Raw genomic sequence first — 12,873 nt, 5'->3', positions numbered from 1 at the left:
ATCCCCGTCCCCGTGTCAATCCTTCGCTTCCAGAAAATCGAAAGGAGTGATACCTTGCATACCGATCATCGGGTCGATTCCGAAAATCGTCTCCTTTGTCAGCCTATACTCTTTCGGGATTTCCGGAATTTCACTGACGGCTTCGATCGGTTCAACTTGTAGCTCATCGTCTTGCTGAGCTATTACAGTATCTGTCCGGTCTTCAAAAGTGGATTCCTTCCGCAGCCGGTCTTTCAACGTCGTCTGCCGTTCCAGCTCATCCGTCCGGTTAATACCGATTTTGAATTCTTCCGGCTCACCGCAAAGGATAAGGAAGTTTCTAGCCCTAGTTATGCCTGTATATAAAAGATTTCTCCGCAGCATTTTCCTATATCCTCGGACTATCGGCATTACGACAATAGGAAACTCACTTCCTTGGGACTTGTGGATGGAGCAGCAATAAGCGAGCGTAATTTGATTTAGATCATTTCGCTCATACTCCACTTCGATTCCATCATAAGAAACAATGAGCAATTCCTTTTTATCGACTGTCTCCTTCGCCTTAATGATGGAAATGACTTCTCCCATATCACCGTTGAATACGTTGCTTTCGGGTTGATTGACGAGCTGGAGCACTTTGTCCCCAATACGATAGACGACATCACCGAAGACGACTTCTTTCCGATCAGGTCCAGGTGGGTTTACCATCTGCTGGATCATTTTGTTCAGTCCATCAATGCCTGCAGGTCCTTTATACATAGGTGCTAGAACTTGAATGTTCCTAATATGGTGACCTTTCGAAACGGCGTTTTTCACGACCTGTTCGACCACTTCGAGTATCTGATCCCCGTTTGCTTTTATGAAAGAGCGGTCCGACGTTTTTCTAGTGACATCATCAGTCCACTTTGCATTCTTAATCATATGAGCCATTTCTATGATTGTCGATCCGGCGCTTTGTCGATAAATCTCAGTCAGTTCAACGACCGGAATCTTTTCCGAGTCGAGCATATCCTTTAACACTTGGCCTGGACCAACAGGTGGAAGCTGATCTTGGTCGCCGACGAATAATACTTGGATATCATCATGTAAGGCTTTCAGAAGCTGATGCGCAAGCCAAGTGTCGACCATAGACATTTCATCGATAATGATGAGCCGCCCTTCCACCTCTCTACCGACTGCATCATCCTTTTCTTGTCCATTGAATCCGAGAAGCCTGTGGATAGTCATTGCAGGCAAACCTGTCGATTCAGACATTCTCTTCGCCGCTCGTCCAGTAGGTGCTGCTAAAACGATTGGAAAGGTCTCTTCTTTATCCGCATAGTACTTCGGGTCAAGTGATAGGCCGTGCAGCTCCGCAAATACTTCTACTAAACCTCGGATGACAGTCGTTTTCCCCGTTCCCGGTCCACCTGTTAAAATCATAACAGGTGAATGGAGAGCTTTTTCAATGGCGGCCACTTGGGTTTCAGCATAGCTGACGCCAAGCCTCTCTTCCGCTTCACCTATCGCCTTTCGGATTTCAGATACCGGAAACTTGTCGGAAAGATCATTCTCCATAATTCTATCCATTTTAGAGGCGATGCCAATTTCCGAAAAATAAAGTGAAGGAATATAAAGCCTTTTTCCTTCTCCGCACAGCTTACTCTCCTCAACCAACTCAATGATACTTCGGGAAATATTGTCAAATGGCACTTCTTCCGATTGACTCGATTCAAGCAACCGCTTCACTTCGGGCAGTACTGTCTCTGCCTCTAAATAGACATGCCCAGCGGACTGAACTCCTTGGTTCATCGTATGAAGGATTGCGGCTTTTACTCGTGATGGATGTTTGCCAGTGATTCCGAGCTGTCTGCCTAATTCGTCTGCCCGTTGAAATCCGACTCCCTCTACGTCTTCAATTAGCCTAAATGGATTTTCTTTTAGCAGCTCGATGACTTCCTCCCGATACGTCTGGTAAATGCGCATCGAAAGCTGGGGACCGAATCCCCACTCATTCAACTGGACCATGCTTCGTTCCAACCCAAGGTTTTCCTGAAGAACGGTAATGAGGGTCTCTTTCCGCTCTTCCGACAGCTTTGGAACCCGATCAAGCACATCAGGATTTTCGAGTATCTGTTTAATGGCATCTTTACCTAATGTTTTCACAATAGTGTCGGCAGTTTTCCTTCCGATTCCAGGAAATAGATCACCGGATAAGTAATGGACGATTCCCGTTTCGGTTTCTGGCATTTCTTTTGTGAACGTGTGGACATCGAACTGTTTCCCATAAGTCGCATGATTGACAAGTCTTCCCGTCAATCTATAGTCGTCTTCGTTCGCCAAAGGAGGAAAATTTCCTTTAATGACAATTTCCTTATCTCCATAGCCGCTATTCGTTTTACTTATTTTCATTTTCACAATGGAAAAGAGATTATCAGGATTATGGAAAATAGTGACGACTGGCCGTCCAACGATAAAAATCGCTTCATTATTTCCTTTTCCTTCAGCCATACAGATCACCGCCTTACGTTTAGCCCATTTTAGACATTAACCTAATTTGATCATATCGAATATATATCGTGCTTGTGTATGATCAGGTTCAATCGTAAATGCCTTTTCCAAATGGAAAAGTGCATCATCCTTCCGATCGGTTGAGACCGCGTAAAGGACACCTAAATTATAATGGGCATCCGCATTTTCTTTATCTTTCTCTATGACAAACGATAATTCCTTCCTCGCTTCTTCAAAGAGCTCCATTTCCGCTAGTAAAATTCCGTACGATAAACGTATTTCCAAATCATCCGGCACTAACTCTGCCGCTCTTTGAAAATACGGTAAAGCGAGCTTTGGATTGTCTGATTGTTTCAAGCTCTTTCCAAGCATGAAAAAAGCATCCGCTTCATTCAAACCTGCGCGAATCGCCTTTTCATACAATTTTGCCGCCTCTTCAAATCTTTCATTCGTATAATAAAGATTTCCTAATCCATAAAGCGCAGAACCTGCATTTTCATCCAAACTGATCGCTTTTTGGAAAAACCGTTCTGCCCTGTCTGTATCACCGGCTGAAGCGAAGACATTTCCAAGATTAATATAGCCAACTGGATTCTCAGGTTCCTGCTCTGCAGCTTTCATAAACGCTTCAATCGCCTTTTCGTATTCCCCTTCTTGCAGGGCTTTGATTCCTATTTCATTGTGTTCCATACTATTTCCTCTCATCCTACATAATCTAAATGCATGCCATTTTTTATTACTTTATCAATCGTTCCTCCACCTAGACATTCTTCGCCATCATAAAAGACGACTGCCTGTCCCGGTGTGATTGCTCTAACAGGTTCAGCAAAGATGACATTGGCATTGCCATCACCAGTTAATTGAACTGTCACTTTCGTATCCGGCTGACGATAGCGGAATTTCGCTGTACACTCAAAAGTAGTAGGTATTGTGCGTGCAGTCGCAAAGCCAATGTTAATAGCCGTTAAGCTATCGGAATAAAGTGCGTCATGATGGAATCCTTGACCGACGAGCAAAGTATTTTCCTTTAAGTCTTTGCCGATAACGAACCATGGATCGCCTGCACCGCCAATCCCTAGTCCATGTCGTTGACCGATCGTATAATACATCAAGCCATCGTGTTTGCCGACCGTCTTGCCGTCCATTGTTTTCATAGCTCCTGGTTGAGCAGGCAAATACTGTCCAAGGAATTCCTTGAAATTTCTTTCCCCGATAAAGCAAATGCCTGTGGAGTCTTTTTTCTTTGCTGTCGTTAACCCTGCACGTTCAGCGATTTGTCTTACTTCTGATTTTTCAAGGCCGCCGATCGGGAACATTACTTTTTGCAATTGCTCTTGCGATAGTTGATTGAGGAAATAAGTTTGGTCTTTGTTTTCATCTTTCCCTCTAAGCATTGCAACGCCTTGATCCGTTTCAACGACTTGCGCATAATGTCCTGTTGCCAGAAAATCCGCGCCGAGGCTCATTGCATGATCCAGGAATGCCTTGAATTTAATTTCCTTGTTACACATTACATCAGGGTTCGGAGTTCTTCCTGCTTTATATTCCTCAAGAAAATATGTGAAGACTTTGTCCCAATATTGCTGTTCGAAATTAACCGCATAATAAGGAATGCCGATTTCATTGCATACGCTGATGACATCTTCATAATCTTCGGTTGCCGTGCAAACACCGAATTCATCAGTATCATCCCAGTTTTTCATAAAAATGCCGATTACATCATATCCTTGCTCTTTTAATAGAAGAGCAGCAACAGATGAATCCACTCCACCAGACATACCAATGACTACCCGCGTTTCGGCTATTGGTTTATTTGTAGTTCTCATACGTATTCATCCTTTATTTTTTCATTTCACAAGCCGCTTAATAATTTGTGTTGTTTTCATCGCTGCATCGCGGACCGACTGTTCATCGAGACCAAGACCAAAGCTAAAACGTACAGAATTCCTAAGTTTAGGAGAATCATTTCCCCACATCGCAGATAATACATGCGACGGTTCCAACGATCCTGCGGTGCATGCAGAGCCGCTCGATACCGCGATACCCGCCATATCCATATTGACGAGTAACGATTCAATTTCAGTTCCATGAAAGCTGATATTCACAACATGAGGAAGCCGATCGACTTCATCCGCATTTACTTCGAAGTCAATTCCTTCTTTACGGAAGATGTCAGTCATGATTGCTTTATATCGATTATATTTTTGATGATTGTTTTCAATTTCATTTCTAGCAATTTTTATTGCTTCCGCAAAACCTACAATGGCAGGGACATTTTCTGTTCCTGCGCGTCTTTTCCGCTCCTGTTCTCCACCGAATTGAAGCGGAGTCGTCTGGAGCCCTTTTCTTTGGTACAGGAAGCCGACGCCTTTAGGTCCATTCAATTTATGGGCAGAGACGCTGAGCAGATCAACTTGCAGTTCATTTACATTCAACTCCATAATTCCGAATGCTTGGACAGCATCGGTGTGGAAAATAGCTTGATGGTCCTTAACGATTGCGCCAATCTCTTTAATCGGTTGAATCGTGCCAACTTCATTGTTTCCGTACATAATTGAAACAAGCACTGTTTGATCGGTCAGCGCCTCGGCAACCTGTTCAGCACTTATCCTACCGTTTTCATCAACGGGCAAATATGTCACATGAAAACCGCTTTTCTCCAACTCCTTGCACGAATTCAAAACAGCATGGTGTTCAATCGCTGTCGTAATAATATGATTCCCTTTTTCCTTCATTGCAGCGGCAGTACCAAAAACCGCAATATTATCGGCCTCTGTGCCTCCTGATGTAAAAATGATTTCATTCGGTTCGGCATGGATTGCTTCCGCCATCGTCTTGCGTGCGTCATCCAGCAATTTTCGGGAATTACGTCCAAAGCTATGGATGCTTGAAGGATTGCCGAAAACTGTATCCATTGCATTCATATAAACTGCACTTACTTCTGGATGGATCGGAGTAGTGGCGGCATGGTCCAAATATATCGTTTGCATAATAAAACTCCTTTAATGATTAACTTCAAATGTAGAACATATATCCATCAAGATCAGTCGATTCGTCCGACTCCACCAAATCTTTGATTGTCGTTGTGTCTAGCACTTCGCGTATCGCGTCACCGATTCGGTTCCATAACGACTGTTGCGGAACTTTGTCGTCCTCGATTCCTTCTACGACCTGGATAGGGCCTTCAAGCAATCTGATAACGTCGCCCGCGGTAATTTCACCTGGCGGCTTTGCAAGTTTATAGCCGCCATATGCACCACGAACACTTTTCACAATACCGCTATTTCGTAATGCCGGAATGAGCTGTTCCAAATAAGCTTCCGACAAATTATGCTCTTCAGCAATTTTTCGTAATGGCAATGGCCCTTCTCCGTACTTCTTCCCAAGTTCCACAACTACAGTAAGGCCATAACGGCCTTTCGTAGAAATCCTCATATATAACCAACGTCCTTTTCTCGTCCATTTCACTTAGTAATTCATCGGTTCACTTCAAAATATTATAGCATAACTGCCGTCAGGCTTCCTTCAAATGACTTCGTGCTTACCGTCGTGTATAATAGTGGAACGGATGTACGGGGGAGTGATTTGATTGCATAATGAACCGTTAGCGTTTCGCATGAGACCTAAAAACATAGATGATATTGCAGGACAGCAACATATAATTGGAAAAGAAACGGCACTTTATCGGATGATCAGCAAAGGACATGTCCCTTCTATGCTGCTATACGGAGAACCAGGAATCGGAAAGACATCATTAGCCTATGCCATTGCAGGTACGAGCCACTTGCCATTCATCGCATTGAACGCGACAGTTTCAGGGAAAAAAGATGTCGAGGAAGTTGTTGCAGAGGCTCGGATTACAGGTAAAGTCATATTGTTCCTTGATGAAATTCATCGTTTCAATAAACTACAACAAGATACACTGCTTCCTCATGTCGAAAAAGGATCAATTATCCTAATCGGCGCAACGACTGAAAATCCTTTTCACGATGTAAATCCTGCCATCAGATCTAGATGTGGCGAGATTCTTCAATTGAATCGGTTGGAGTCTGAAGACTTGGTCAAATTGCTTGAACGGGCATTACACGATGAAGAGCGCGGCCTAGGTAAAATGACGATCGAGATGACAGATGACCAAATTCGTAAAATTGCAGAAGGCGTGAACGGCGATGCCCGAAAAGCGCTAACATTATTAGAATCTATCATTTCTGCAAGCGATGAAGAAGAAGGCAAAGTCGTTATTGAAGACTGGCTTATCGATAATCTAATCGGAAGAATTGGGCTTGTCGGGGATAAAAAAGGATCGCATCATTATAATTTGCTATCCGCCTTGCAGAAATCAGTGCGTGGCAGTGATGTGAACGCTGCTATTTTCTATTTGGCTAATTTACTTGAGACAGGTGACCTCGTTGCGGTATCCCGCCGTCTACTTGTCATGGCATACGAAGATATCGGTTTGGCGGCACCGGAAGTTGGCCCTCATGTGCTTGCTGCAACTGAGGCAGCTGTCCGGCTAGGTATGCCCGAAGCGCGAATTCCATTGGCGAACGCTGTCATTGAAATGTGCCTTGCCTCCAAATCGAATTCCGCTTATAAAGCGATCGATTCTGCAGTGAAAGCGATCAACGAAGGAAAAACGGGAGATATCCCTCTTCACTTGCGTGATACGCATTATGCAGGAGCAGCTGAACTTGGACATGAGGGATACCGTTACCCTCACGATACGCCGATCGGCACATTTGGTGGATGGGTAAATCAGCAGTACTTGCCAGATAAAATTAAACAGGCAGAGTTTTACGAGCCGATTATTGCAGGAGAAGAGAAACGACTGGCAGGCATTTATGAACGGCTAAAGGCGTTTAAGAAGGAGAAATAAAACAAAAAAGAGCACCGTCCTCACCGAATACGAGGATGGTGCTTTCTGTTATAGAATATACTTATCCATTTTGAGTACGAGCTCAGCAATTTCTGGTTTACTCACTTGATCATTCGCACCGACGCTGATTCCTTTATGTTTAAGTTCATCAGTGATCAATGACGAGAAGATAATTACCGGTAACATCGCCAGTTCATTATTTGCACGAATTCTCTTCGTGAAATGATGCCCGTCCATTTGAGGCATTTCAATATCAGTAATGATTAGTTGAATTTCATCACTCACCTTTTTACCTTCAACAATCAAATTTTTCAAAAATGCTAATGCATCTTTACCGTTTTCAAAGAACTCAATATTACCGTAACCCGCTTCTGTTAATGTTTCATTTAATAATTTCCGTAGCAACGCAGAATCTTCTGCAATGAGAATCTTTTTATGAGACCGATCCCTAACACCTAGCTTTCTTACTTCTTCGACTTGAATTCCGCTTTCCGGATTAATGTCAACGACGATTTTTTCAAAGTCCAAAAGTAGAAGCATGTCATTCTCACGTTTGATGACGCCGATTACTTGGGAAGCGTCCCCAGTGTACAAATCTGCCGGTTTTTCAATTTGATTCCATGATACGCGATGGATTTGCGCGACTTCATGGACATGGAAAACGACTTCTTGCTTATTAAAGGCGGCGACGATGTATTTTCCTTCGTTTTTGCCGATTGTTTGCGGCAGCCCCATTACTTTTTCCATATTGACAACAGGAAGGACCGCCCCTCTGAGCTGAATGATTCCTTCGATGGATGGATGAGCGTGTGGGATGACTGTGATCGGTGTAGGAAGAATGATTTCTTTCACTTTGATGACGTTGATTCCATAGCGGTTGTCTCCCATTTGGAATTCGACGATTTCAAGTTCGTTCGTACCGCTTTCTAGTAAGATTCCATCCTGTTTTTGCAATGGTTTCAATCCTTCCAATTTCTATATTATAATGCTTAAGTTTCATGATTTTCGACCTACTAATTGATTGTATCAGGTGGGGATAAAGGGAACAAGGCTTTTTCAATACCGGATTTCCGCTTCAGGCAGTCGCTTTCTGTGGGCATGGCTTCAATCTCCTCATCGCTTTGCGCCTCCAGGGCTTTCAGCTCAAGCTTTTCCCACAGGAGTCGCCGCCTTTCGCTACAATCCTGGAGATTCCTTTAGAAAACAGTAAAAGCTGTTTCCCTAAATAACAGGAAAACAGCTTTATTTTTACTTCTTGTCCCTTACTCTTTCGATATGAATGTCTTTTACGATATCGTTGAGAACCCAGCTTGCGCAGACCAACCCTGCAGCGGAAGGGACGTAGGAGTTTGATGCAGGCGGCATCTTCGCCTTGCGAATTTGCGCGTCCGGGTTTCCGACTGTGTCGGCGACGTCTTCTCGGATGACAATTGGGCTTTCATCGGAAAATACAACAGGGACCCCTTTTTTGATACCTTCCTTTTTCAATCTGAGTCTAATCACTTTTGCGATTGGATCGGTGTGCGTTTTAGAAATGTCCGCAATTTGAAAACGGGTTGGATCCAGTTTATTCGCAGCTCCCATACTTGAAATGATCTTGATGCCTCTTGAAACACATTCTTTAATTAAATGGATTTTATAACTGATTGTATCTGATGCGTCGATTACGTAATCGGGTTTGTAACTGAAAAACTCTTCGTACGTATCTTCTGTGTAGAACATATGAAGACCGATCACTTCGCAATCTTTGTTCACATCATGGATCCGTTCTTTCATCACTTCAACCTTTGACCGGCCGATCGTTGATAATGTTGCTACGAGCTGACGATTGACATTCGTAATGTCTACTGTATCTTTATCAATAAGAATAATCCGGCCGACGCCACTGCGAGCGCAGGCTTCTGCTGCAAATGAACCGACACCGCCAACGCCTAGTATAGCAACAGTCGTTTGACGCATTAAGTCGACGCCTTCCTTGCCTATAGCCAGTTCATTCCGGGAAAATTGGTGCAACAATGGTATTCCACCTCTCCGTATATAAGTCAATATAAAACCCCTCCGCAGGACGCCAGAGGGGGATATAATCTACCAAGTGTTTGTAAAAGAATAGGAACGAATCCCGAATGTGCCGTCTTTGTAGTATCGTTTTGAACCCGCACTCAGCAGGTGGGTGCTTCATCAGTCTCTTCTGAAGTCCCTTTACTAGGGCATTCCATCCAAGCCAGAATGAAAGCTCCCTACGATAAATATGTTCGGTCAAAACTGATTTGCAAAAAACGTACACTTCAGGATTCGTATTACTTGTATACTACCATACATAATAATTGCGTTCAACGATTTTACTTCCGCATTTTATTACATTTTTATTTCAATAGCTTGTCCATTCTACTCATTTCGACTGGATAGAAATCCCTAATTCGGAAAGTTGTGCGCTATCCACACTGCTTGGTGCTTCTGTCAGCAGGTCGCTTGCACTTGCAGTCTTCGGAAATGCAATTGTATCGCGGAGATTTGTCGAACCGGATAATAACATGACGATTCGGTCCAATCCAAATGCGATTCCTCCATGCGGAGGAGTCCCATAATCAAAAGCATCAAGCAAGAATCCGAATTGCTCGCGTGCTTCTTCTCCGGAGAAACCGAGAGCTTTGAACATTTTTTCCTGAACGTCACGTTGATAGATCCGCAACGATCCGCCGCCGAGCTCATAACCATTTAACACGAGGTCATACGCCTGTGCTTTAACATCGTTAGGATTTGCTTCAAGACCAGCGACATCAGCAGGCATTGTGAATGGGTGATGGGCAGCAAAGTAGCGCCCTAGCTCTTCGTCGTATTCAAATAATGGCCATTCAGTGACCCAAAGGAAATTGAACTTTGTTTCGTCAATGATATCCAACTCTTTGCCAAGTTTTAATCGAAGTGCTCCTAATGCATCGGCGACGACCGATTTCTTATCCGCCACGAATAATAGAAGGTCGCCTGCTTCAGCTTCAAGGGATTTCGCCAAAACTTCTCCAGCTTCACCTTCAAAGAATTTTGCAATCGGCCCTTTCAAACCTTCCGCATCAACTTTTAGCCAAGCGAGCCCCTTTGCTCCATACCGCGATGCAAACTCCCCTAATGCATCGATATCTTTTCGCGAGTAATTGTCCGAAGCGCCTTTTACATTGATTGCCTTCACTTGCCCGCCAGATTCGACTGCTCCTGCAAATACTTTAAAGCTAGAATCTTTCACGATTTCGGATACGTCTTGCAGTTCCATACCGAAACGAGTGTCCGGCTTATCCGAACCGAAACGTCCCATTGCCTCATCGTACGGCATGCGCTTGAACGGGATTTCTATATCGATTCCTTTAACGTCTTTCATCACTTTTTTCATTAGACGTTCGTTCAATTCCATAATGTCTTCGATCGACATGAAGCTCATTTCCATATCGATTTGAGTGAATTCTGGCTGACGGTCAGCACGAAGGTCTTCATCGCGGAAACAACGTGCAATTTGATAATATCTGTCGAAACCGGACACCATAAGCATTTGTTTAAATAATTGCGGAGACTGCGGCAATGCGTAAAATTCACCAGGATGGACACGGCTCGGAACTAGATAATCTCTCGCCCCCTCCGGTGTTGACTTCGTCAAAATCGGAGTTTCTACTTCTAGGAAACCTTCTCCATCCAAGAAGTTACGAACCGTTTTTGTAATATCGGAACGCATTTTGAATACTCGTGCGAGTGCTGGACGACGAAGATCCAAGTAACGGTATTTCAACCTCAGCTCATCATTGACATCCGTTTCATCTTCTAACATGAATGGAGGAGTTTTTGCTTCGTTGATGATGTGCACCTTTTCTACATGCACTTCAATCGAGCCGGTTTTCACTTTCGGGTTTTTCTGCTTCTCTTCACGCTCAACGACTTTTCCTGTCACTTCAAGAACATACTCATTACGCACAGTTTCAGCGATTTCAAGCGCTTCTTTAGAGAAATCTGGGTTGAAAACGACTTGAACAATCCCTTCACGGTCCCGTAAATCAATGAATATGAGACCTCCAAGATCTCGTCTTTTCTGTACCCAGCCTTGTAATGTAACTGTCTGGCCAATAACTTTCTCCGTCAAATGTCCGCAATAATGTGTCCGTTGCATATCGTTCATCAACCTTCCTTAATTCAACTGTTCTTTTATTTTTCCGATGATGCTTGTGTCTTCAATCGTTTCTTGGGAGCCGTCAGCCATATTTTTCAGTTGAACAACATTCTCTTCAACTTCTTCTTCACCGATGACGATGACCGCTTTCGCGTTGAACCGATCTGCCGACTTCATTTGAGCTTTCATTTTCCGATCCATATAGTCCATATCAGTACGAATGCCAGCATCCCTTAGTTCGTTCAATATTTTGAAGCCTTTCCTATGTGCCGATTCTTCGAGAGTTACGATATATACGTCGAGTTCTGCTTCCTGTGTAAACGACTTCCCTTCCGCTTCAAGTGCTAGCAAAAGGCGCTCGATGCTCATCCCAAAACCGATGCCAGGAGCGGATGGACCGCCAATCTCTTCCGCAAGGCCATTGTATCTGCCTCCGCCACAAAGTGTTGTTATTGCACCGAAGCCTGTTGCAGTGCTCATAATTTCAAAAGCAGTGTGATTATAATAATCGAGGCCACGAACTAAATTCGGATCAAGTTCATACGAAATGCCGATCTCATCCAAATAGCCTTTCACTTGTTCAAAATAAGCTGCTGACTGTTCATTCAAATAATTGGCCAGTGAAGGCGCAGTTCCCATTAGAGGATGTTCGCGATCCACTTTGCAGTCCAGTATGCGGAGTGGGTTTTTCTCAAGTCTTGATTGGCAGTCATTGCAAAACTCTCCAATATGCGGAGTAAAGTGAGCAACGAGAGCATCCCGGTGAGCGTTTCTTGAATCTCGATCACCTAACGAATTAAGGACGAGCTTTATATCCGTTAAACCTGCTTGCTTATAGACACCCATTGCCAAAGCTATTACTTCAGCATCGATTGCTGGATCCGCACTGCCGATCGCTTCTACTCCAAACTGGACGAATTGACGATATCTTCCTGCTTGCTGACGTTCGTACCGGAACATCGGACCTTGGTAGTACAGTTTCACTGGCTGATCAGGATAGCCAAACATTTTATTTTCGACGAATGAACGTACAACCGGTGCAGTCCCTTCCGGACGGAGGGTCATCGAGCGATTACCACGATCCGTGAACGTGTACATTTCTTTTGTCACAATATCAGTAGTATCCCCTACCGTCCTTTGAAACAATTCAGTCTGCTCAAAAATTGGCGTTCGGATTTCCTTGTAACGGTATTTGTCACACACATCGCGAATGATCGATTCGACTTTCTGCCATTTCCACGATTCAGAAGGCAAGATATCTTGCGTTCCTCTTGGCACTTTGAAATTCATTTGACTTCCCCTTCTTTCACTTTTTCTGAACCGAGAGAACAAAAAAAGCCCCCATCCCTTGTTTATACAAGGGACGAGAGCTTATGTCAGC

At 43.9% G+C, this 12,873-nt stretch carries 10 protein-coding genes, 1 other RNA gene and 1 other annotated feature (1 of these 12 cut by a window edge); of the genes, 1 reads left to right on the top strand and 10 read right to left on the bottom strand.

Features of this window, described 5'->3' with window-relative positions; translation table 11 throughout:
- Window positions 1-15 precede the first annotated feature (15 nt).
- Genes recD2 through cymR form a run of 5 tightly spaced genes read right to left on the bottom strand, consistent with a single transcriptional unit; the run spans window position 16 to window position 5,904 of the window.
- A complete protein-coding gene (recD2, locus tag ACTHPA_RS16120) occupies window positions 16-2,469 on the bottom strand; it encodes an SF1B family DNA helicase RecD2 (protein WP_440501651.1) in 2,454 nt (817 codons plus the stop codon).
- A gap of 36 nt (window positions 2,470-2,505) precedes the next feature.
- Window positions 2,506-3,159: a tetratricopeptide repeat protein gene (locus tag ACTHPA_RS16115; RefSeq protein ID WP_440501649.1), complete on the bottom strand. Its 654-nt coding sequence runs from the start codon at window positions 3,157-3,159 to the stop codon at window positions 2,506-2,508.
- Window positions 3,160-3,170: 11 nt separating this feature from the next.
- Window positions 3,171-4,295: a tRNA 2-thiouridine(34) synthase MnmA gene (gene mnmA, locus ACTHPA_RS16110; protein ID WP_440501648.1), complete on the bottom strand. Its 1,125-nt coding sequence runs from the start codon at window positions 4,293-4,295 to the stop codon at window positions 3,171-3,173.
- 21 nt (window positions 4,296-4,316) lie between these two features.
- Complete coding sequence (locus ACTHPA_RS16105) at window positions 4,317-5,459, bottom strand: cysteine desulfurase family protein (protein WP_440501647.1); 1,143 nt, start codon at window positions 5,457-5,459, stop codon at window positions 4,317-4,319.
- A 25-nt stretch (window positions 5,460-5,484) separates the two neighbouring features.
- Window positions 5,485-5,904 carry a cysteine metabolism transcriptional regulator CymR gene (gene cymR, locus ACTHPA_RS16100; RefSeq protein ID WP_440501645.1) on the bottom strand — a complete coding sequence of 140 codons (420 nt, stop codon included), beginning with the start codon at window positions 5,902-5,904 and terminating at the stop codon, window positions 5,485-5,487.
- Between the two features lie 154 nt (window positions 5,905-6,058).
- Here cymR and ACTHPA_RS16095 point away from each other — a divergent pair, with 154 nt between their 5' ends.
- Window positions 6,059-7,345, top strand: a complete 1,287-nt coding sequence (locus ACTHPA_RS16095; RefSeq protein WP_440501643.1) for a replication-associated recombination protein A — start codon at window positions 6,059-6,061, stop codon at window positions 7,343-7,345.
- A gap of 48 nt (window positions 7,346-7,393) precedes the next feature.
- Here ACTHPA_RS16095 and ACTHPA_RS16090 read toward each other — a convergent pair whose 3' ends face one another.
- From ACTHPA_RS16090 to hisS, 5 genes are all read right to left on the bottom strand, one after another.
- Complete coding sequence (locus ACTHPA_RS16090) at window positions 7,394-8,299, bottom strand: chemotaxis protein (RefSeq protein WP_440501642.1); 906 nt, start codon at window positions 8,297-8,299, stop codon at window positions 7,394-7,396.
- Between the two features lie 294 nt (window positions 8,300-8,593).
- Window positions 8,594-9,361, bottom strand: a complete 768-nt coding sequence (locus ACTHPA_RS16085) for a tRNA threonylcarbamoyladenosine dehydratase (protein WP_440501640.1) — start codon at window positions 9,359-9,361, stop codon at window positions 8,594-8,596.
- A gap of 96 nt (window positions 9,362-9,457) precedes the next feature.
- A non-coding RNA gene (gene ssrS / locus ACTHPA_RS16080) (6S RNA) lies at window positions 9,458-9,640 on the bottom strand.
- 94 nt (window positions 9,641-9,734) lie between these two features.
- Window positions 9,735-11,492, bottom strand: coding sequence for an aspartate--tRNA ligase (gene aspS, locus ACTHPA_RS16075; protein ID WP_440501638.1), 1,758 nt, complete (start codon window positions 11,490-11,492; stop codon window positions 9,735-9,737).
- A gap of 18 nt (window positions 11,493-11,510) precedes the next feature.
- Window positions 11,511-12,782, bottom strand: a complete 1,272-nt coding sequence (gene hisS, locus ACTHPA_RS16070) for a histidine--tRNA ligase (RefSeq protein WP_440501637.1) — start codon at window positions 12,780-12,782, stop codon at window positions 11,511-11,513.
- 66 nt (window positions 12,783-12,848) lie between these two features.
- Window positions 12,849-12,873, bottom strand: a binding site (T-box leader); it runs 209 nt beyond the window's last position.

Origin of the sequence: Sporosarcina sp. SAFN-015 (genome assembly GCF_051966875.1) — a bacterium.
Taxonomy (GTDB): domain Bacteria; phylum Bacillota; class Bacilli; order Bacillales_A; family Planococcaceae; genus Sporosarcina.
This window is presented reverse-complemented; position numbering and strand designations above follow the sequence as displayed.

What these genes read in the sequence shown, in the direction of transcription:
- ACTHPA_RS16105 (WP_440501647.1), bottom strand. Translation starts at nt 5,459, where the DNA reads ATGCAAACGATATATTTGGACCATGCCGCCACTACTCCGATCCATCCA.
- cymR (WP_440501645.1), bottom strand. Translation starts at nt 5,904, where the DNA reads ATGAGGATTTCTACGAAAGGCCGTTATGGCCTTACTGTAGTTGTGGAA.
- ACTHPA_RS16115 (WP_440501649.1), bottom strand. Translation starts at nt 3,159, where the DNA reads ATGGAACACAATGAAATAGGAATCAAAGCCCTGCAAGAAGGGGAATAC.
- mnmA (WP_440501648.1), bottom strand. Translation starts at nt 4,295, where the DNA reads ATGAGAACTACAAATAAACCAATAGCCGAAACGCGGGTAGTCATTGGT.
- recD2 (WP_440501651.1), bottom strand. Translation starts at nt 2,469, where the DNA reads ATGGCTGAAGGAAAAGGAAATAATGAAGCGATTTTTATCGTTGGACGG.
- aspS (WP_440501638.1), bottom strand. Translation starts at nt 11,492, where the DNA reads ATGCAACGGACACATTATTGCGGACATTTGACGGAGAAAGTTATTGGC.
- hisS (WP_440501637.1), bottom strand. Translation starts at nt 12,782, where the DNA reads ATGAATTTCAAAGTGCCAAGAGGAACGCAAGATATCTTGCCTTCTGAA.